Source organism: Olsenella uli, assembly GCF_016900775.1.
Classification (GTDB): domain Bacteria; phylum Actinomycetota; class Coriobacteriia; order Coriobacteriales; family Atopobiaceae; genus Thermophilibacter; species Thermophilibacter uli_A.
The window spans coordinates 43,880-62,462 of the sequence record NZ_JACJKN010000007.1; the positions used below are offsets into that span (position 1 = coordinate 43,880).

Genomic DNA, 18,583 nt, shown 5'->3' on the forward strand with positions numbered 1-18,583 from the left:
TCGGCCGCCCTCTCCTTTTCCATGCCAGCAAGAAGCGCCGCGCGGAAGTCGCGGGATCGAAAACGAGCCCCCGGCCGCGACCCCGGAACCGAGAACGTCGATCTTGGAAGGGCCCGCGGCATGGCGAAGAGAAACGAGAACCCCGCGCAAAAGAGAAGCGAGGAGCTCCAGCAGACGATGGAGCGGCTGGAGGAAGGCGTGAGGGACGTGTTCACGTCGGGGAGGTACGCCGAGTACCTGTCCGTCATGTCCCGGTTCCACGACTACAGCCTCAACAACTGCCTGCTCATAGCCATGCAGAGGCCCGACGCGGCGCTCGTCGCCGGGTACCGCGCATGGCAGGACAAGTTCGACAGGCACGTGCGCAAGGGCGAGCACGGGATCAGGATCCTCTGCCCCATCGTGGTGAGGGCCAGGCCCTCCGAGGAGGCCCCCGGGGAGGACGCCGAGCCGGGCAACGAGCCGGTCCCCGTAAGGAGGGTAGCCGGCTTCCGCATGGCGACCGTCTTCGACGTGAGCCAGACCGAGGGCAAGGACCTCCCCACCCTGGGTGTCGACGAGCTGAGGGGCGACGTGGAGGGGTTCGAGGCGGTCATGGATGCCATCGGGAAGGCGAGCAGGTACCCCATCGCCTACGAGGACATCGAGGGCGGCGCGAAGGGCTACTTCTCGCGCGCCGAGCCGAAGCGCATCGCCATACAGCAGGGCATGTCACAAGCCCAGACGCTCAAGACGGCCGTCCACGAGCTCGCCCACAGCGTCATGCACGACGCCGAGCCAGGCGAGAAGAGCCCGTCCCTCTCCGACCGCGGGACGCGGGAGGTGCAGGCCGAGAGCGTCGCCTACGTCGTATCAAGCTGGCTGGGGCTCGACACGAGCGATTACAGCTTCGGCTACGTCGCCTCGTGGAGCAGCGGGAGGGACATCTCGGAGCTCAGGGCGTCGCTCGACGAGATACGCTCCGCCTCTCACGGCATCATCGACGCCATCGAGAGGGAGACGTCGAAGCTACGCGATCCCGAGGAACGGAGCAGGGACAAGGAGCTCGAGCGGACGCCGGGGCGCAGCCCCAGGGGCCTGGCGGAGCGCGCTGGCGCGGCCCGACTCGCCTCCCATAGCGAGAGAACTCAGCGGTCGCGCTTCAACGAGCCCGCACGCTAGCTGGCGAGCTTGGAACCTAGCGCAACCAGATGTTAGCCAACCAATCCATCCCGCTCCACCTTGCTGTTGGCAACAGCCATCATCTCTGTTACGTCGGATGGACGCCCCCACCAGTCCATTCCCCCGTCGCGCACCATATCTCGAAGTGGACTATCCACTCCATCGCCCATGGTATGTACGTCTCGGAATACAGCTGATCGGGCTTCCAGTCAAACCTGTCCAGACAGACCTGAATCCTGGGGCCATCGTCATCCACGGAGTACTTATGGGGCGCATCCTTGGCGTTGCCAGAATGGATGGCGCCTCCGGACAACCAGATGGAAGGTTTCTCCCCAGGCCTGCCCTCAATCTCAATCCTGTAAAGGCTGGAAATCGGAGACCCCTGGAAACGGTCGAACGACCACTTGAGTCTTCCCCTATCGATTGAGCCGATGGAATCAGGGAACAGCCTCCTCAGACCCAGAAGCTGCATGGCAGATGACAGGCTCCTGTGCCTCCTGAGGAATGGGGGAATCCTAGTTGCCATAGAACTCATGCCGCGGGACAGGACGAGTTGAAGGTGACGCAGCATATGTCAGCCCCACAGAAGAGGCAAACAGGGAAGACGAGTCCCTCGCTTCATGCAGGCGCTCCCCAAACCGATTTACCGCACGATTGGCTATCACCTTTCCGCATGAAGTCTCAAGGGAGCCGGCTATGGCATCGAGCCCACGAACGGCAGATAGCCCACGGAAGTCCTTCCTCGCCCTATCGAGCCACGAGAAGAACGCTGTCGCCTTCTCGGATTTCTCGTTCCACTTCTCGGCGAAGTTCTCCTTCTCGTCTGCCGGGTTTGCGATTCTGTAGCTCCCCGGGCCACCGGAAATGTAAGCATCCATCCTCTCGAGGATCCCGACAAGGGCATCGTACGTCCCCTTCTCCCCGTTATATGCCCGCGCCGCCAAAGTCGAGATGATTATCGAGATGGGGGCGTTGTCTGCCCCCTCGAACATCAGGTTTCGGTGGTGCTTCAGTATCTGAACGGCCTTCTGGAGCGGGGTTCTAACGGCGAAGGTGGGTACGTCCTCGACGGAGCAGTACACCCTCCCCGCATATCGGCGTTTCGCCTCGGTTAGGCTGTCGCCCATTCTCCCTTCGAACCATTTCGCATATCCTTTAGGGTTGCTGTACTTGTCGGAATACTCGCCGGTTTCCGGATCTTTGTGTGTGAGCCGGACCGCCGTCCCTCCCCGTCGGGGGTCGTCGGCGCACGGAAGGACGTCGACGTGAAAGACGTCGTAATCGAGCGTCCAGCAGCGCTTGCCCTCCGGGCAGAGCTTCTTCGCATAGGTTCCGTGCTCCCTAATCCTCTTCCCAACGAACAGCTTGATCTCCTCGGCAGTGCTTTCGACCATGCCCGGCAGCTGGCATACCAAATCGATGTCGTAGTCTAGATCCTCGCCGCTTGGCGGACGGACGACGGTCCCCAGGGCAAAGGAGCCTTGAGCGTAGACCTCAGCAGCTTCCCCCTCCGAGTTGCCCTCGATCCACTCTCCGAGCTTGGAATAGGCCCTCTCGGCCTTTTCGCGCATCGTCTCGGATATGTTCAGTGTTTCCGCAAGCTCGTCGAAGATGCCGTTCAGGCCATCATCAATCTGCAAATCCATCGGGGCCCCCTATCGAGAGCGTTCTCGAGAAGACGCTTTCGTGCTTCTCGTAAATTACTAGTTCTGGAATAAGTCGCTCATTCCACGCCATCCCGAACGCCACGCAAGCCGAAACGGGCATCGCGGGTAGTACATGGAGGCTGCGCACCTCTGGGTGCCTCTCGTGAATCTCGAAGACGGCGGAGGTCACGGTTCGCTTGAATTCGTACCAGTCGTCCCTTAGCCTTATCGCAGTCGGACCGGTCCTCGAGGCGCGCAGCTCATACACGGTCTCGACTGAGTCGGACAGCGCATCGGCATAGGTCTCTCTGTCGATTGGGCCTGAAACGGAAACAACGATCGCGCAACCCTCGGAGCCGCCCGATGACACGGCCTCGAGGGAAAAGCTATTCGGCCTGCCGTCGCTTGCCCATGACCAGCCTTCGGCATCGCGCCGCTTCTGATAGACGTCGACGTTTCCGTCGTCGGCAAGCATGGTCCCAAGTCCGATCAGAACGGGCTGGGGGGCGATTGCGAACACGCTCGTCCGCCTCGATCCGTCCCCGTGGATCAACTCGCGGTATATGTCGATACGCCGTCTGAGCGAGCGAAGCGTTTCCGGACCGCAGCCTTCGGGAACATCACGGGAGGCGTCAAATGGTTGCCTGTCGCCAACGTTGACCCCCGCGTCGACCAACGCCCTCTTCCAGCCCTTCTCCGAAAGTTGGAAGTCCTTGCCCCCTATCCGCATTCCCAGAATGAGCACGTCGGAACACGCTGGTTCGATCGCGCTTACGGCAGCCTTCACCGAGGCCTCGAAGAACTGCTTCCGGTCCTTGAGGAACTCGACCCCGAAGTCGGGCGCGTTGTCGTCGATAAGCTTGTGGCAGGCGGGGCAGAGAAGCATGAGGTTGTCTATCGAATTGCGCTCCTCCTCTGTCTGGTCGGCGCTGTACCGCGCACCACCTGGGGAGTAGGCCTCGATATGCGCTACCTGACCATATTTCCCTTGTGTTCCTGACGCCAAGGCGTTGGTCACGTCGGACCCGCAGAGTTCGCAGTGCCCTGCGGACAGAGCCCATAGAAGATTGACAGTCGCGGATGTCGGAGCCGTTCTCCTACTCAATCGCCGCTCCCCTCGAGGTAGGGACCGACCTCGCCGAAGATGTCGGCGACGCGCGTCCCGGGGTTCATGGCAGACGGCCTCGAGTTACCGATCTCCTCGTGGTGCCGGGCAAGCCTGGCGGCGTTGCCCACCGCCACGTCCCTCATGGGGTCGATGAGCTGGAACAGGCCGTCCATGTTCTTGCGGTAGTCGACGCCGAGCTCGCGACTCAGCGCGTCGGAGAGCGCCCTCTGGCAGCCCGCCGCGTCCATAGGCGCCGTGGTGTAGCGCAGGTGCAGCAGCGGCCAGACCTCGAAGCACGGGTTCGACCAGAGGGCGTGGAACATGCAGGCCGGGCTCGAGGCCTCAGCGCACCTCCGTTCGACGAGGTCGAAGTCGGCCGCCGGGAAGTCGTCCTTGTCGAACGCGAGCCAGACGTGGTCGAAGGGGTCGGGTGCGTACCGGCAGAGGTCCTCCGCGTAGCCGAACAGGTCGAGGGTGTGCCTCCCGCTGCCTCGGACGACGACCGCGACCTTCCTCCCATTTGCGGCTCCCAGCGCGTCCCTCATGCCCTCGAAGTAGCGAGGCTCGGTCTCCTTGCCCTCGCACACGATCAGGTGGCGCGTCATCTGGACGGGGCTGGTCGCCACGGAGCGCCTCCCGCTGCGCCATCCACGCTTCTTCGCCGCCATGGCTACTCCCACTCCTCGATGCGGGTAAGGTACGGGTCCGCGCCGTAGCGGCCCGACAGATACTGCCTGTCGAAGGCGGCGTTCTTGCTGACGAGGTTGCCGTTGGGCTCGTGCAGGTCGGAGAGCGACCAGAGCCGGCTCGCCTCGTCCTCGTCGCGGGCGGCGAACCAGATCTCGTCGCGGCGGAACACGTCATTGCGCATGGTGGAGACGTCCTGGCTCGTGAAGATCAGCTGGGCGCCGCCCCTGTTGACCTCCGGGTCCTTGAACAGCAGGATCACGTAGCGCAGGAGCTTGGGGTGCAGCTTCGCGTCGAGCTCGTCGACCAGGACAGTGCCCCCCTCCTCGAGGGCACTCATGACGACGCGCGCGAGCCCCATGAGCTTCTGCGTGCCCGCCGACTCCTCTGAGAGGCGCAGCTCGTAGTCGGACCCGCCGACCCTGTGCCTCACGAACACGCGCTGCCGGCGGCCCTCCCCGTCACGCTCGACGCGGAAGCCGTCCACGTGGACGTCGACCGCCCTGAGGAACCTGGTGGTCTCCGGGGAGTCCCCCTCGTCGAGGAGGTCCTCGAGCAGGTGCTCGAGGAAGAAGCTGTTGTAGTCGAGGACCACGGAGCCGAGGAACCAGCTCGCCGCGTCGCGGACGGGCTCGAGGTCGGTGTTCATGTACAGGTACGAGAGGTACGGGATCGCGGGGTTGAAGCCGGTCGAGACCCCCGCCCGCCGCAGCGACGGGCCGAGGTCGACGTCCCCTCCCTCGCGGTCGAAGAGCCGCGCGGCGCGGGAGGCGCCGACCTTGCGGCGGGCCAGGCTCTCGCCGACGATCTCGGACGAGCTGACCGCGAGCGTGTAGCGGTACTCGTACCCGGAGACCCGGTAGTAGACCTCGAACTCCGAGGGCAGGGCGCCGTGCGTCCCGTCGAAGGCGAACGGCGCGCACCGGGGCAGGCGCGGCGCCGGGTCGTCGCGCCCCTCCGGCCCGCGCGTGAGCGAGAGTATGGGGCGCGCCACGGCGGACTGGACGTAGCCGAGCGCCTCGATGAGGTTCGACTTGCCGCCGGCGTTGGGTCCGTAGATCGCCGCCACGGGCAGGAAGGACTGGCTGTCGCCCCCGGGCAGGAGGGACCGCGAGAACTCCCTCATTGAGGAGGCCTGCATCGTGAGGGTCGCCTCGTCTCGGTAGGAGCGGTAGTTGCTAAATGTGAACTGGCAGAGCATCGGATGTCGCTCCTTCTCTCCTTCTGTTGATATATAGAAGCGGTATTCAGAAACTTTCTCTGATTATAGCTCTTGAGTATATTCGGTCAACACTACCAAGCTGGCTTCACATACGCAAATCCATCCACGAACGCACGCCATCCTGCACCGCCGCTCACCCTCACCTCACCACCAACGCTCCGCTCAGATGAAGAACAGGCAGACAGGACACGGTCACATAAACAACCTGAACGCAGCCCTGAAGAGCCAACAGAAGAACCTGGGCATGAAGAGGGCGAGCTCGCTCGGCCGCGGGCTCAGGTACGTCAACGCCCACGGCAACCTCACCTTCGAGCTATGGATAATCCTCCACAAGGGCGACTGCGGCACGCGGACTCACCGCTCGCAGTACCTCAGGGCCATCAACGACCTGTACGGCAAAACCCGAAACATGGTTTAGAACATCGGATGGACTCCCGACTTGGACCAAGCACTGCAATATTGTCCAAGCCGACATGAGCGACTGGCCGAAAGCGGGATATCAAATCAACGCCATCGCATCACACTTACACGTCCAGCCGCCGCAATCTTTGGAGCCAAGAGAAGCTCCGGCGGTCTCGGAACGCCGGCGTTTTTCGCAGTCCCTCTTGAGCGCTCGTAGTATCGGCGCCTCCCACAATTGAGCCACGCCGAACATCGGCCGAGAGCCCACCTTCCTTTGAAAGGCAATCAGATGAGGGAGACCAGCTCCTCCAGGACGAGGCTCCCGGCCTCGCGGGCATCGTAACCGAGCCCCTCGGCACCTCCGACGATGAGCGCGTCGCAGTCGTGGCAGAAGTCCCGGTCCTCAAGCTTGGCCTCGAGGTTGCGCTCCATGAGCCTGCGCGTCAGCCCCTCGGGCCGGTACGCGCCGAACGCGTCGACGACTCCCCTCGGATCGGCCCCGAGCCGCGTCAGGGCGAGCCACAGGTCGAAGAGGTCCCTTCCCTTGGACCGCTGGTAGAGCGCCCTCAGCTTCGTCGCGCACAGCTCCTCCGTCTGGAACACCGGGACCTCGGCACCCCCCGACCACCAGGCGCTCTCGACCGACAGGCGCCGCCGCGCGAGGGGTAGCACCGGGGAGCGCTCGAAGGTGTCGATCTCCAGCTTGATCTTGCGCCTGACGCCGGTGCCCGAGACGAACCTCCAGAACACCTTCGGGTGCCTCGCCATCTGCGTCCGCACCTCGAACCCGAGCTCCCCGCCCATCCAGGTGAGCCTCTTCATGACCTCCCCGATGCCGCCGGCACTTCTTCTGACATAGTCGAGGTCCTCACTGTAGCGGCACGGTCTGTCGAGGTAGAGCTTGTGGAACGCGGTGCCCCCGCGTATCACGAGCTCCCCGCCGAGCAGCTCGTCGTTGGCGATCTCGCAGATGGCGCGGGCGAGGAGCAGGTCCTGCTCCACCTGGTCGGCTTCCGGCCATGGGTGCCCCACCGACCACGCCGTCACGACGCTTCTTGGAATCATACGTCCGGGTCGACCTCCCTGTTCAATATGAGGTTCCAGCGCGGGTCGAGGCGCCCCTCCCTCGGCGAGGCCGGGGCGAGGTAGGAGGGCGAGCCCCCGCCCCCCGCCTCCGCAAGGGCATCGAGGCCATCGGACCCCGCGACGTTCTCAAGGATCCATCCGAGCCGCCTCACCGCGGCGGCGGAGTGCGCGGGCGCGGCCGCGAGGGCGTCCCCGAGGAAGGCGCCGCCCTCCCACGCGAGCTCGGCGATGACCGTCGCCGCGTTGTCTATGCCGCCCGAGACCTCGGGGTCCTCTGCCACGTCGAGCATGGTCGCGCCGACGGTGGAGACCGTCGCGACCGATGACGAGACCTCCATCCTGACAGTGGGGACGGCGTCGATGCGGGAACGCGCCAGGAAGCGCAGGCGCGAACGGCCGACCGTCCTGCTCGGGACGCTCCTCGACGTCGCGACCTGGAACTCCTGGGCCGCCTGGTGCCCCGCCCCGTGCAGGGACGCCGCGCTGAGCCAGCCGACGTAGTACGCGCAGCCGAGGTGTGCCATCATGTCGTCGATGTAGGCGCCCGGCTCGGGCGCGCCCCACGCCGCCCGCTCCGGGGGAACAGGGACCCACAGCCCGCGCGCCGGCGAGACGATCGCGCCGGACCTCCTCTGGGCGGCCAGGCGCACCCTCACCTGCTCGGGCGGGATGCCTAGGAGCGAGGCGACCTCCCCGGTCGTCATCGAGGTGACGCCGTGCGAGAGCATCCACGCGGGGAGGCCCGACGCCTTCGGCTTTCCGTCTTCATGTGTGTCACTAGTTCGATTCATGTCTCATAAGGTAACTGTTTTCGTTACTTTGTGCAATCTATATCGAATACCCGAAGTGACTTTGGTCGTCCGGCCGCTCGCCGGTACCGTCAGCGCGGCTCACATGAACCACCTGAACACGGCCCTGAAGAGCCAGCGGAAGAATTTGAGCACGAGCCTCACCCTCTACACCTCCTCGTCGTCGGGCTGGGCTGCCTCGGCGCGCCTCGCCTCCGCGAGCGCCTCCACCGGGTAGCCGAAGAGCGAGCAGATCGCCGCAGGGTCGCCCCGCAGGTCCGGGCGGGACGCCTCCAGGTAGTCGTATATCCTACAGGCCCTGTAGTTCTCGCACGCGTTGGGCGACTCCGAGTACCAGAGGCGCTGGGCCCGCTCGAACCTCGCCCCGTCCACGAGCCCGCCGGCGCGCCTCCACGCCACGGCCCTGCCGTCCACGGAGACGCACTCGATGCCGTCGAGCTCGTCGGCGTCCGCGAGGCACACCCTGTAGCCCCTGCACCGGTCGGCGAACGGGACGTCGCCGCCGCCGTCCGCGTCGGGGATGTCGTGGTGGTGGATGTCGAGGCACATCCCCTCGCCCTCCCGAGCGTCGAGCCTCAGCACGAGCTCCGCCGTGACGCACGCCCCTCCGAAGGGCTGCCCGGCGACCAGGTTCGCGGTGTCGAACACGCCGAGCCTCCCGTCCGCGTAGTCGATCTCCACCCTCATCGCTGGCTCTCCCTTCCTTCCCTCGCCCTGCCCTCGCCGCCTCCGCGCCACCGGGGCTCGGACATGGGGCGCCGGTTCGCGCCGGGCCGCGGGCTCCCGTCGTCCGGCGCGACCCTCCTGCGCCTCGCCGGGGCGCGCTCGGGGAGGAGGCCCTTCTCGACGGCGTAGTCGCGGTGGCCCGCGAGCCGCTCCATCGCCTCGAAGTCGCCCGTGGCCTCGAGCGCTGAGATGCGGGCCTCGCAGTCCGCGACGCTCCTGACCCCCTCGCGCGAGAACGCGTCGAGGGCGTCGGCGAGGCGCCTCAGGTCGTCCAGGTCGTCGACCTCCACCGCCCCGCGCGCGATCTCCCGTATGGCGTCGGCCCTGCTCGGCGCGGAGCGGAGCGCGAGCTCCTGGCGCACGGCGGACCGGCCGAACGACGTGCCCAGGCTCTCGCCCCTGACCCGCCGCGCCCCCTCGCCAGCGAGCGCGTAGACCCAGTCCGCCTCGCCGCCCCTGGGGGCGGCGTCCGAGACCTCGACGCCGAGCTCTGAGAGGACCTGGAGGAAGTCGGCCTCGTCGCGCGCGGCCCGCCTGGCGACGGTCACGCGGCACCTGATGTCGGCCACCCAGGAGTAGCCGCCCTTCTCGAGAAGCTCCCTCTCCGCCCTGCGGTAGTGGACGCCCTCCCTGCGGGAGCCCTCCCTGGCCGCGAGCAGCGGCGCGGCCCCCGGGGCGGGTTCGTCGGGGAAGAAGCTCAGCCCTCGCTCCTCGGCGAGCCTCTGGGCGGAGCGCATGAGCTCCCTCGGCGCCGGGTCCTGCAGGCGAGCCCCCGTCTGGAGGTTCGTGTTGTTCACGACCACGTGGGCGTGCATGACCCCGCCCTCGTTGTCGTCGTGGTAGACGACCGCGACCTGGAAGTCGCCGAAGTTCTCGGCGACCCACGCCCGCGCCAGGTCCCGGAGGGTCTCGAGGGATATGCCGTCCCTCGGGTCGGGGCTCAGGACGTAGTGCTTGTAGGTCCGGGCGGGCCTTCCCTTCCAGGGGGTGTGGTTGCCGTAGGCGACGCGCGTGAAGTCCATCTCCTCGGCCCAGTCCCTGAACCCGCAGCTGTGTTCCGGCGACCAGGAGAGGTTCGACAGGTCCACGGCGAGGGCGCGCCCTCCCTTGGTGAGGTAGCGCATGATGCCGCCGCACCCCGTGTGCCCGCTGATCGGCTTGACGACGGGCACGGCTACCCCCTCCTCACGGAGACTGAGTCCGCGACCTCGCACAGGGCGCGCTCGAGCACCGCCCTGCCGGCCTCGACCTCCTCGAGGGTCGAGCGGGCGCGGCCCAGCATCGCCTCGAGCTCGGGAGCCTTGGGCGGGCTCCCCCTCCGGATGAAGAGCGCAATCGTGTTGAGCGCGTGGACCGCCTGGTTGTAGTGGCGGCCCCACCTGACGAGCTCGGTCGCGAGCCTGCCGAGCGTCCTGCCGTCGACGGCGTAGACGGTCCTCTGGCGGTCCGCGCCCGGCGGGACGCGCAGGAGCGACCGGAGGAGGTCCGAGCGCGAGAGCCCCGACCTCTCGCACGCGTCCTCGAGGGCGTCCAGGTCGCGGTCGTCCAGCCTCAGGCTGACCATGTTCCGGTAGGGCATGGGCTGCCTCCCTTCCTGGGGCGCGGGGCCACCCCCGCATCGGCGCCTCCGGCGGCCGGCGCCCGCGCGGCCGGCGGGTGGCGCCCCTCCCGCGCGCCCCGTCGGGCGGGAGGGGCCTATTGCGGCTTGAGCGGCGCCCGGTAGGGCGCCGTGATACGCAATAGGCAGCTTGCTAAGACCGGCGCGGGCGCATGGTTACGCGCCCGCGCCGGGTGGCCGCTACGACGCGTCGCGCGTCGCGGCCACCTCCCTTTCGAGCTCGTCGAGGGCGGAGGGGTCGAGCCCGGCCCCCCGCGCCATCGCCGCGCGTGCCTCTCGGACGAGGCCGGCGGCCCTGGAGACGAGCTCCGTGGGGTCGGTGCGCAAACTTTGCGCAGTGGGGCCCGCCTCGCCCCTTCGCCCGCCCTTCGGCTGGCCGCCGCACCTCCTCGCCGCCTCCTTGATGGCGGCAGCCGCGGGCTTCCCGGCCGCCGCCGCGGCGGCCGCCTCGGCCTGGGCGGGCCGGCCCATCTTCGCGAGCCTCTGGATGTCGGCGTCGCTCAGCTCGCCCCTCTCGGCCCGCTCGCGCCATTCCGGCTCCAGGCTCCCCTCGACGACCCGGGCGATGCGCTCGTGGTGCTCGATCGTCCTCGGGGCGACGTCGCGACCCGTCTGCGCCTTGATGATCGCCGCCTTGAGGCTGGAGCTGCGCACGCCCCTGAGAGAGGGGTCCGCCTCGCGCATCCGCCTCACCTCGATGCCGAGCGCCTGGGTCGCCCGAGCGCGCTCGAGGACGGTGAGCTCGCGCGTGAAGTAGTTCGCGGTGTGCAGCAGCGTGAGGGCCTCATCGTCGCCGATGCCCTCGATGACGCGGCACGGCATCCTCGAGAAGGACGGGTCCTCGCGCGCGAGCAGCTCGTAGGCGGCCTTGCGCCGGTGCCCGCTTATCATCTGGAACGACCCGTCGTCGAGCCTGCGGACGAGGGGGATGTCGGTGAGCCCGTCCCTCCGTATGGACTCGGCGAGGGAGCGTATGGCCCCCTCGTCCATGCTGTATGCCGCGTTCCCCGGGTGGTCGGCGATGTCGGCAACCTCGATCTCGCTGATGGGGTACCTCTCGCGCGCCCGGGCGTCGTCGTCCAGCACGCCCGCCAGGCTGAAGCGGCGCGCGATCTCCTCTACTCCCGCCACAGTCCCATCTCCCTCCCGAGCTCCTCGTAGTCGAGCGCCGCGCGGTTGCCGGGCATGAACGAGACGATGGGCCTCCACTCCCAGCTCCCCTCCATCACCTTCGCCGAGTGGTGGATCACGGTCGCGTACTGGCGGTCGGGGAAGAAGCGGTCGAGCACCGCGGCGCCCGTCGCCTCCGCCCTCGTCATCCGCCCCGGCACGCACGTGCGCAGGATCCTCCAGTTGGGCAGGGGCATCCGCAGCTTCGTCGCCACGCCGCGGACCGCCGCCACCGCCGAGGCAGTCCCCCTCATGACCGTCGAGTCGAGCTTGACCGGGATGACGACCGTGCCGCGCCCGCTCGTCGCGACGTAGGCGCACATGGCGAGCTGCTTGGCGCTCGGCGCGCAGTCGAGGATGGCGACGTCGTAGGCCCCCTCCGCGTCGTCGAGGGCGAACCTGAGCCGCTGCTCGCGCAGCATGAGCTCGTTCTGGTCGATGAGGTCGAGCGTCGTCGGGACGCAGCTCAGGCGCTCGACGCCGGTCTGGTGCGCCGCCTCCTGCGCGGGCATGTCGCCGTAGAGCAGGGAGACCGCGTTGCGCCCGGACTCCCCCGCCGCGTCGTAGAGGCCGAAGTAGTCGGTCGCCGACGCCTGCGGGTCCAGGTCGACCAGCAGCGTCCTGAGCCCGCGCGAGGCGCAGAGCACCGCCAGGTTCACCGCCGTGGTGGTCTTGCCCACCCCTCCCTTGAAGTTGCTTGCCGTTATGACCCTCATTCCTTCCGTCCTTTCCATCGGGGGGCGCGCCACGATTCCGTGGTCGCGGCGCGCCCCGCGTTTCGACCGCTACGCCGCGCCGGGCTCGGCCCTCCGCGCCGGCCCCGCGGCCTCCGCTTCCATGGGTGCCCCGCCGATGCCGAGCAGCCGTGCGACCGCCTCCTCGACGGGCACCTGCCCCGCGAAGCTCAGCCTCACCTCCACCCCGTGCGTCGTGAAGTGGTACGGGTCGCCGATCTGCTCCGCGAACGAGCAGATGCGCTCGTCCACCGGCAGGCTCGCGTCAACCTCAACGTCCGCCAGGTCCCTGACAGCTCCCATATGTCCCTCCTCGCGCCTCGTCGGGACCGCCGGATGCAGGCCCCGCCTGCATCCGTTGATTGCCTCCGGGCGCGCGTGCCCGGAGGCGGAGGGCTCCTGCACGAAGCCGTCGGCGGCATCCGCATCCAACGCGCGGGGCGCGTTTGTGGGGATGTCGTGCGGGGGGGCGGAGCCGAGGGGCCCGCGCGCCACAGCCCAGGCGGCGCCTGAGCCGGGAGGTGCGGCCCGACCGGCGCGGAGGTCGGACGGGGATCCCCAAGGGCTCGCCCTTGGGCGCCCGCGCGGGGGGCGCCCCCCGCCTAGGGGCCTCGGCGCAGCCGCTCGAACAGGTCGGCGTACCTGAGCGTGATGCGCACGTCGTCGTCGCCCATGAGCTCGATGCGCTCCACGAGCGCCACGAGCGCCTCGCGCGTGACCCCGCGCCTCCCGAGGCGCCGTGCTATCTCGAGCGCCCGGGCGGCCTCCGCGAGGTCCGGCGCCCGCCGCCCCGCCTCCGCCTCGACGAGCTCGAGCGCATGGCGCGCGGAGGCCTCCTTGCGGCGGATCGCCCCGAGCGCCGCGGAGAGCGCGTCCGGTCCCGTCCCGCCCGCGCGGTACGCCTCGTAGGCCCGGAGCTTCCGCGCGGAGAGGCTCGCGAGCTCGGCCCTCAGCCCCTCGGCCCTCTCCGGCGCGGCCTCGGCGGCGGCGATCGCGCCCGAGAGCCCGAGCGCCAGGTCGGCGTGCGCGCGGAGCACGCACCCGACGGCGTCGGAGAGGTCCGCGAGCGAGATGGAGGGCGGCTCCGGGAAGCACCCGCAGTAGGCCGTGTAGCGCTCGACGGGCGCCTGCCTCCCGCTCCTGAAGGACACCGCCGCCCCGCAGTGGGGGCAGAAGACGAGCCCTGAGAACAGGTGGCCGAGAGGCTCCCTCCTCCCGCCGCAGCGCGTGTCGCGCATGGACGCCTGCGCGCGCTCCCACGTGCCGGCGTCCACGACCGCCTCGTGGGCGCCCTCGAAGACCCGGCGCTCCGACGGGTCCGTCGGGCGGGACGCCCCGAGGCCCATCTCGACCCTCTTGCTCTTGCCGAGGACGAGGGTCCCCTTGTAGTGGGGGTTGCGCACCACGGTCTTCACCATCGTGCCCGTCCATCGCTGGTTCGGCTTGGGCGCGAGCTTGCCTCCCGGGTTCCTGAGGGCCCTGAGGTTGTGAGGGGTGACGGCGCCCTCCTCGTTGAGCGCGGCGGCGATCGCCCCCTGGTCGAGTCCCTCGCACGCGAGCCCGAAGATCCTCCGGACCACCGCCGCGCCCTCCTCGTCGACCTCGCAGGCCCGCTCGCCCCTCCCCTTGCGGTAGCCGAACGGGACCGTGTTGAGGTTCGTCCCGCCCGCGCGCTCGCTCTCTATGGACTGGGTCACCTTGCGCGAGAGGTCCCTGGAGTACCACGAGTTCATAATCGCCCGGAAGCCGAGCTCGGTGCTGGCGGCGGGGCTCTTGCCGTCGCGCCTGGAGTCGTAGTTGTCCGTGACCGCGATGACGCGGACCCCGAGCGAGGGCAGCTCGTCCTCGACGAGCCCCACGCAGTAGAGCCCGTCGCGGCTGAGCCTCGAGAGGTCCTTCACCACGACCGTGCTGATCCGCCCCTCCCGGCACATGGCCAGCATCCTCTGGAGGGCGGGGCGGTTCTCGGCGTGGGTGCCGCTGATGCCGTCGTCCACGAAGAACAGGTGACCCTCGCCCGCGAGGTCGTCGCGCGAGGCGACGAAGTCCGCGAGGAGCAGCCGCTGGTTCGCTATGGAGTCGGACTCGCCCTCGGTCCCGTCGGCGACCGAGAGCCTGCAGTAGAGCGCGATCATGACAGGGCCTCCCGTATCGTCTCGGCCTTTCGGTAGGCGTCGGTGAACCGCAGGCGCACCGAGAGGGAGCCGTCGCCCTCGAGGGTGACCGACTCGACGGCGGCGTCCGCGAGCTCCTTGCTGAAGCTGCCGAGGAGGCGCCCCGCCTCGCCGAGGACGGCCCCGGCCCCTCCCTCGGAGAGGGACGCGAGCAGTCCGCGGCGCGCCCCCGCCTCTGACCGCCGAGACCTCGCGGCCTCGAGCCTCGACCAGAGGATGCGCTCGATGCGCCGATAGTCGGCCGAGGAGACCTCGCCGCGCGAGTGCTCGGCCTTGAGCTGGACGGCCTTCTCCTCGATCTCGCCGATCTCGGCGTCCGCCTCCGCCAGGGACGCGGCCGCCTCGGCGAGCCGCCGCGCAAGCGTGCCGTCGGCGGCCCTCGAGGCGACGAGCTCGTCCAGCGCGACGCGCTGCTCGACCTGGCTGCGGATGACGTCCATGCACACGGTCTCCACCAGCGGCACGGCGACGCGGTGCCTGCCGCCGCCCTCGCCGGCGTCGTTCCTGCCGCACATGTACTCGGCGCCCCAGAACACGCCGTCCTCGACCCAGCGGCAGATGTGCATGGAGGCCCCGCAGACGCCGCAGCGCACCTTCCCGGCGAGCCGGTCGGGGTGCAGCTCCCTGATCCTCTCGGTGGCGGCGAGGGCCTCCCTGCGCCTCGCGACCCTCTCCTCGTGCTCGCGCTGCAGCCTGTCGAAGTCGACGGGGTCGACCAGGGGCTCGTGCGCCCCCTCCACGACGAGCCACTCCTCGGGGGAGTTCCTCTCGTGCGGTATGCCGAGGTAGAGCTTCTGGGTCCACTTGCCCATGGCCACCCGCCCCGCGTAGACGGGGTTGGCGAGCATCCGGTTGACGTTGCGGGCGTGCCAGCGCCTGGAGTCCTTGCTCGTCGCCCGCTTGCCCGCGCGGTCGTACTTCACCCTCCCCGCGGTCGGCGCGCCAGCCTCCTCGAGGCGCCGCGCGATCTCGGCGTTGGGCGCGCCGGCGAGCTTCATGCGGAACATCTCGCGCACGTGGGGCGCGGTCTCGGGGTCGGGGACCAGGTGGTGCGCGTCGGCGGGGTCGCGCAGGTACCCGTACGGGACGTTCCCGAGGACGATGGGGCCCCTCCGGCGCGCCGCCTCGAAGATGGCGTGGATCTTCCTGCTGAGGTCGCGGCTGTACAGGGAGTTCAGGAGGCTCTTGACGTCCATCCCGAACCCGTCGGGGGACGCGCCGTCCTTGCTGTCAACCCCGTCCGCCACGAGGATGAGCCGGGCGCCGAGCGCGGGCAGGGTCTCCCTGATGAAGGTCTGGCACTCGACGTAGTCGCGCCCGAGGCGGCTGGCGTCCTTGGCCGCCACGCCGTCGATCCTGCCGGCCCGGAGGTCGTCGACCATGCGCTGGAACGCCTCCCGGTCCTGGTTGGTGCCCGTCGCCCCGTCGTCGACGTAGTACCCGGCCACCACGGCGTCCGGCAGCCCCCCGACGTGGTCGGCGACGATGCGCTTCTGGTTCCCGATGCTGCTTCCGTCGTCGCCGTAGCTCTTGCTGGTGCGGGCGTAGACGCCCACCCGGCACACCTTCGCCCTCGCCGCGGGCGCGGTCGCCGGGGCGTCAGTCCTCCTGCTCTTGCGCGCCATGCTCGGACCTCCTCTCCGCCCGTCTCTCGGCCCTCGACATCCCGCGCAGGTGGAACGCGTACGCCCTCCCGCCCGAGGCCTCCGTATCCCAGCCCTCCGCCACGTCGACGACGCGGAAGCCCGCCGGCACGAGGAAGCGCCCGACCAGGAAGAAGGCGGCCCGCTCCGAGGGGCCCAGCCGGTTGCCCCCGCACACGACGAGGCAGTCGAACCTCCGGTTGACGGCGTCCTCGACGAGGCGCCGGTAGTCGCCCGCCTCGCCGTTCGCGTAGCGGTTGCGGTAGGTCGCCGCGCGCCTGAGCGTCGGGTCGGCGTCTATCGCCTCCCTGCACCTCCTGGACTGCTCCGCGAGCGGGACGTCGGGGCGCGTCAGCGGCGCCCAGTTCGACGCGCTCGCGTAGATGGCCGCCCTGAGCGCCCTGCCCTCCGCCCTCATCGGGATCCCCCCTCCGCGAACGCGACGCCCGCGCGCTCCATCACGTCCTGGACGCGGAAGCGGACCTCGACCGACTTGTCCTCGTGGATGTCGACGCGCTCGACGAGCTCGACGACCTTGCGCCTGGTGAGCTCGCCGATGCTCCCGCTCGCCGCGAACCGCTCCAGGGCGGCCTCCGCCTCCGTCACGAGGTCCGCGACCCGCTCCCGCTCCGCCTCGAGCTCGAGCACCGCCGAGCGCGCCTCCTCGATCCTCGAGACGTAGGCGGAGGCGAACAGGCCATACTCCTCCTTGGTGATTACCCCGGCCTCGAGGTCGTCGACGAGGCCGTGGCGGAAGTGGAGCGCCCGCTCCTGCCTCCTTCGCGCGTCGTCTATGCGGCGGTCGACGTCGGCCGTCCGCTCGCGCACGAGCTCGTCCCTGTGTGACGCCACGAACCGCGAGGTGTCGACGCTCACGTCGACCAGTGCCTGGGCGGCCTCCGCGACGATCGCGCGGAGGCGCGCCTCGTTGAACAGGTGCGAGCTGCAGCGGCGCGCGTCTCGCTTGTTGGTCGAGCAGGTGAGGTAGCGGTTGCCGTTGCGGCCCGTCCGGATGAGCATCTGCTGCCCGCAGTCGGCGCAGTACGCGATGCCGCTGAACAGGGCGACGACCCGCGACCCGGGGGCGGTCCGGGTGTCCCTCGCCATGAGGTCCTGGACCAGCTCGAACTCGTGGCGGCTCACGATCGCCTCGTGCGCCCCCTCCTTGCGGAACCACTCCTCGGGGGCGCGCGGGAGCGTCTTCCTGCTGCGGAAGCTGGGGGTGTAGGTCCTCCCCTGGACCATCGTTCCGGCGTACACCTCGTTGGAGAGTATCCGCGCCACGGTGACCGGGCGCCACCGTGGGCCGTCGGCGCCGGCGAAGGGCATCGCGAGGCGCGCCCCGCGCTCCCGCTTGTACGCGCCCGGGCACGGCTCGCCCAGGCGGTTGAGCTCGTCGGCGATCGCCTGGGGCGACATCCCGTCGAGCTTCATGGCGAATATCCTCCTGACGTTGGAGGCCGCCGGCCCGTCGACGACCAGGTGCCCGCGCCCCTCGGGGTCGTCGGCGTAGCCGTACGGCGCGAAGGCGCACGCCCTCTCGCCGCGCTGCATCTTCGCGTGGAGGCCCGCGCGGGTCTTGACGGAGGTGTCGCGGCTGACGTTCTCGTTGAGCATCCCGCGGAAGGCGAGCATGATGCTCGAGGTGTAGGGGTCGCTCGAGGCGGAGTCGTAGCCCTCCGAGATCATGATGACGCGCACGCCCCTGCCGCCGTTCATCCTCGGGAACTCCTTCTCCAGAAGCAGCCCGCTCTCGATGGAGTTGCGCCCGAACCGACTCGAGTCCTTGACGACGAAGCCCTCGATGACGCCGGACTCGAGGTCCGACATGAGCGCCCTCCACCCCTCGCGGTCGTAGGTGGTGCCCGAGACCCCGTCGTCGGCGTACTCGCGGACTATCCTCAGGTCCTCGGGGCTCCTCTCGCAGTACTGCCGGATTATCTGCTGCTGGTTGACGATGCTCCCGGACACGCCGTCCGAGTCGTCCCCGCGCGACAGGCGCGCGTAGCTGCCCAGGCGGACGGCCCTTCCCTTGGTTCTTGGCATGAAAAATCGGCCCTCCTCTGACGGCGCGCGACCAGGCGCGCCCGGAGAGCCGACCAAAACCGTCGTCCAGTTTTTCCTCGACGAGATTCTAGCACAGCCCGGGCGCGCGGCGGCCCGGCGCCTCACTCGGTCCCCAGCCCCAGGACTCGGGCGACCGCGTCCTCTATGGGGATCTGCCCCGCGAAGCTGATGCGGACCCTCACGCCGTGGCTCTCGAACTCGTAGGGGCTCCCCACCTGCTCGACGAAGCTGGCGGCGCGCTCCTCCGCGGACAGGCCGGCGGGGATGACGACGTCCGCCAGGTCCCTCTTCCCGCTCGTCTCGCCCATGCCCACGCACCTCCTCTCCCGT

General features: G+C 69.0%; 20 protein-coding genes. 2 read left to right on the forward strand and 18 right to left on the reverse strand.

Going from position 1 to position 18,583, the window contains the following annotated elements; all coding sequences use genetic code 11:
* Positions 1 to 120: 120 nt before the first annotated feature.
* On the forward strand, positions 121 to 1,161 hold the full coding sequence (locus tag H6A23_RS05810; RefSeq protein ID WP_204831259.1) for an ArdC-like ssDNA-binding domain-containing protein: 1,041 nt from the start codon (positions 121 to 123) through the stop codon (positions 1,159 to 1,161).
* Between the two features lie 88 nt (positions 1,162 to 1,249).
* Here the strand turns inward: H6A23_RS05810 and H6A23_RS05815 are convergent, their stop codons facing one another.
* The 5 genes from H6A23_RS05815 to H6A23_RS05835 are packed head-to-tail and all read right to left on the reverse strand — an operon-like array spanning position 1,250 to position 5,803.
* Positions 1,250 to 1,687 (reverse strand): hypothetical protein, encoded by a 438-nt coding sequence (locus H6A23_RS05815; RefSeq protein WP_204831260.1) that lies wholly within the window; start codon positions 1,685 to 1,687, stop codon positions 1,250 to 1,252.
* Positions 1,677 to 2,807, reverse strand: a complete 1,131-nt coding sequence (locus H6A23_RS05820; RefSeq protein WP_204831261.1) for a nucleotidyltransferase domain-containing protein — start codon at positions 2,805 to 2,807, stop codon at positions 1,677 to 1,679. The genes H6A23_RS05815 and H6A23_RS05820 overlap by 11 nt, the downstream gene beginning before the upstream one ends.
* Positions 2,791 to 3,912, reverse strand: a complete 1,122-nt coding sequence (locus H6A23_RS05825) for an SAVED domain-containing protein (RefSeq protein ID WP_204831262.1) — start codon at positions 3,910 to 3,912, stop codon at positions 2,791 to 2,793. Before H6A23_RS05825 ends, H6A23_RS05820 begins: the two co-directional genes overlap by 17 nt.
* The gene (locus tag H6A23_RS05830) at positions 3,909 to 4,583 is read right to left on the reverse strand and encodes an RloB family protein (protein ID WP_204831263.1); all 675 of its coding nucleotides are present in this window, start codon (positions 4,581 to 4,583) and stop codon (positions 3,909 to 3,911) included. The genes H6A23_RS05825 and H6A23_RS05830 overlap by 4 nt, the downstream gene beginning before the upstream one ends.
* Before the next feature lie 2 nt (positions 4,584 to 4,585).
* On the reverse strand, positions 4,586 to 5,803 hold the full coding sequence (locus tag H6A23_RS05835; RefSeq protein ID WP_204831264.1) for an AAA family ATPase: 1,218 nt from the start codon (positions 5,801 to 5,803) through the stop codon (positions 4,586 to 4,588).
* A 265-nt stretch (positions 5,804 to 6,068) separates the two neighbouring features.
* On the opposite strand from H6A23_RS05835, the gene H6A23_RS05840 reads away from it, so the two are divergent.
* Positions 6,069 to 6,242 carry a hypothetical protein gene (locus H6A23_RS05840; protein ID WP_204831265.1) on the forward strand — a complete coding sequence of 58 codons (174 nt, stop codon included), beginning with the start codon at positions 6,069 to 6,071 and terminating at the stop codon, positions 6,240 to 6,242.
* Between the two features lie 269 nt (positions 6,243 to 6,511).
* Here H6A23_RS05840 and H6A23_RS05845 read toward each other — a convergent pair whose 3' ends face one another.
* From H6A23_RS05845 to H6A23_RS05905, 13 genes are all read right to left on the reverse strand, one after another.
* Positions 6,512 to 7,291: a nucleotidyl transferase AbiEii/AbiGii toxin family protein gene (locus tag H6A23_RS05845; RefSeq protein WP_204831266.1), complete on the reverse strand. Its 780-nt coding sequence runs from the start codon at positions 7,289 to 7,291 to the stop codon at positions 6,512 to 6,514.
* Entirely contained in the window at positions 7,288 to 8,016 is a 729-nt protein-coding gene (locus tag H6A23_RS05850; RefSeq protein ID WP_204831267.1) for a type IV toxin-antitoxin system AbiEi family antitoxin domain-containing protein, read from the reverse strand. Before H6A23_RS05850 ends, H6A23_RS05845 begins: the two co-directional genes overlap by 4 nt.
* A gap of 252 nt (positions 8,017 to 8,268) precedes the next feature.
* Positions 8,269 to 8,808, reverse strand: coding sequence for a hypothetical protein (locus H6A23_RS05855; protein ID WP_204831268.1), 540 nt, complete (start codon positions 8,806 to 8,808; stop codon positions 8,269 to 8,271).
* Entirely contained in the window at positions 8,805 to 10,019 is a 1,215-nt protein-coding gene (locus H6A23_RS05860; protein ID WP_204831269.1) for a relaxase/mobilization nuclease domain-containing protein, read from the reverse strand. The genes H6A23_RS05855 and H6A23_RS05860 overlap by 4 nt, the downstream gene beginning before the upstream one ends.
* Before the next feature lie 2 nt (positions 10,020 to 10,021).
* The gene (locus H6A23_RS05865) at positions 10,022 to 10,426 is read right to left on the reverse strand and encodes a ribbon-helix-helix protein, CopG family (protein ID WP_204831270.1); all 405 of its coding nucleotides are present in this window, start codon (positions 10,424 to 10,426) and stop codon (positions 10,022 to 10,024) included.
* A gap of 219 nt (positions 10,427 to 10,645) precedes the next feature.
* Positions 10,646 to 11,596 (reverse strand): ParB/RepB/Spo0J family partition protein, encoded by a 951-nt coding sequence (locus H6A23_RS05870; protein WP_204831271.1) that lies wholly within the window; start codon positions 11,594 to 11,596, stop codon positions 10,646 to 10,648.
* Positions 11,584 to 12,351 carry a ParA family protein gene (locus H6A23_RS05875; protein ID WP_204831272.1) on the reverse strand — a complete coding sequence of 256 codons (768 nt, stop codon included), beginning with the start codon at positions 12,349 to 12,351 and terminating at the stop codon, positions 11,584 to 11,586. Before H6A23_RS05875 ends, H6A23_RS05870 begins: the two co-directional genes overlap by 13 nt.
* A gap of 69 nt (positions 12,352 to 12,420) precedes the next feature.
* A complete protein-coding gene (locus tag H6A23_RS05880) occupies positions 12,421 to 12,672 on the reverse strand; it encodes a DUF6870 family protein (RefSeq protein WP_204831273.1) in 252 nt (83 codons plus the stop codon).
* Between the two features lie 299 nt (positions 12,673 to 12,971).
* Positions 12,972 to 14,504: a recombinase family protein gene (locus H6A23_RS05885; RefSeq protein ID WP_204831274.1), complete on the reverse strand. Its 1,533-nt coding sequence runs from the start codon at positions 14,502 to 14,504 to the stop codon at positions 12,972 to 12,974.
* Positions 14,501 to 16,168: a recombinase family protein gene (locus H6A23_RS05890; protein WP_204831275.1), complete on the reverse strand. Its 1,668-nt coding sequence runs from the start codon at positions 16,166 to 16,168 to the stop codon at positions 14,501 to 14,503. The genes H6A23_RS05885 and H6A23_RS05890 overlap by 4 nt, the downstream gene beginning before the upstream one ends.
* Positions 16,143 to 16,604: a recombinase family protein gene (locus tag H6A23_RS05895; protein ID WP_204831276.1), complete on the reverse strand. Its 462-nt coding sequence runs from the start codon at positions 16,602 to 16,604 to the stop codon at positions 16,143 to 16,145. Before H6A23_RS05895 ends, H6A23_RS05890 begins: the two co-directional genes overlap by 26 nt.
* Positions 16,601 to 18,232, reverse strand: coding sequence for a recombinase family protein (locus H6A23_RS05900; RefSeq protein WP_204831277.1), 1,632 nt, complete (start codon positions 18,230 to 18,232; stop codon positions 16,601 to 16,603). The genes H6A23_RS05895 and H6A23_RS05900 overlap by 4 nt, the downstream gene beginning before the upstream one ends.
* Positions 18,233 to 18,354: 122 nt before the next feature.
* Positions 18,355 to 18,561 (reverse strand): DUF6870 family protein, encoded by a 207-nt coding sequence (locus H6A23_RS05905; RefSeq protein ID WP_204831278.1) that lies wholly within the window; start codon positions 18,559 to 18,561, stop codon positions 18,355 to 18,357.
* Positions 18,562 to 18,583 lie beyond the last annotated feature (22 nt).

Coding starts and splice junctions, on each gene's coding strand:
- H6A23_RS05810 (WP_204831259.1), top strand. CDS start 121: ATGGCGAAGAGAAACGAGAACCCCGCGCAAAAGAGAAGCGAGGAGCTC.
- H6A23_RS05815 (WP_204831260.1), bottom strand. CDS start 1,687: ATGGCAACTAGGATTCCCCCATTCCTCAGGAGGCACAGGAGCCTGTCA.
- H6A23_RS05820 (WP_204831261.1), bottom strand. CDS start 2,807: ATGGATTTGCAGATTGATGATGGCCTGAACGGCATCTTCGACGAGCTT.
- H6A23_RS05830 (WP_204831263.1), bottom strand. CDS start 4,583: ATGGCGGCGAAGAAGCGTGGATGGCGCAGCGGGAGGCGCTCCGTGGCG.
- H6A23_RS05835 (WP_204831264.1), bottom strand. CDS start 5,803: ATGCTCTGCCAGTTCACATTTAGCAACTACCGCTCCTACCGAGACGAG.
- H6A23_RS05840 (WP_204831265.1), top strand. CDS start 6,069: ATGAAGAGGGCGAGCTCGCTCGGCCGCGGGCTCAGGTACGTCAACGCC.
- H6A23_RS05845 (WP_204831266.1), bottom strand. CDS start 7,291: ATGATTCCAAGAAGCGTCGTGACGGCGTGGTCGGTGGGGCACCCATGG.
- H6A23_RS05850 (WP_204831267.1), bottom strand. CDS start 8,016: ATGACGACCGGGGAGGTCGCCTCGCTCCTAGGCATCCCGCCCGAGCAG.
- H6A23_RS05855 (WP_204831268.1), bottom strand. CDS start 8,808: ATGAGGGTGGAGATCGACTACGCGGACGGGAGGCTCGGCGTGTTCGAC.
- H6A23_RS05865 (WP_204831270.1), bottom strand. CDS start 10,426: ATGCCCTACCGGAACATGGTCAGCCTGAGGCTGGACGACCGCGACCTG.
- H6A23_RS05875 (WP_204831272.1), bottom strand. CDS start 12,351: ATGAGGGTCATAACGGCAAGCAACTTCAAGGGAGGGGTGGGCAAGACC.
- H6A23_RS05880 (WP_204831273.1), bottom strand. CDS start 12,672: ATGGGAGCTGTCAGGGACCTGGCGGACGTTGAGGTTGACGCGAGCCTG.
- H6A23_RS05885 (WP_204831274.1), bottom strand. CDS start 14,504: ATGATCGCGCTCTACTGCAGGCTCTCGGTCGCCGACGGGACCGAGGGC.
- H6A23_RS05890 (WP_204831275.1), bottom strand. CDS start 16,168: ATGGCGCGCAAGAGCAGGAGGACTGACGCCCCGGCGACCGCGCCCGCG.
- H6A23_RS05895 (WP_204831276.1), bottom strand. CDS start 16,604: ATGAGGGCGGAGGGCAGGGCGCTCAGGGCGGCCATCTACGCGAGCGCG.
- H6A23_RS05900 (WP_204831277.1), bottom strand. CDS start 18,232: ATGCCAAGAACCAAGGGAAGGGCCGTCCGCCTGGGCAGCTACGCGCGC.
- H6A23_RS05905 (WP_204831278.1), bottom strand. CDS start 18,561: ATGGGCGAGACGAGCGGGAAGAGGGACCTGGCGGACGTCGTCATCCCC.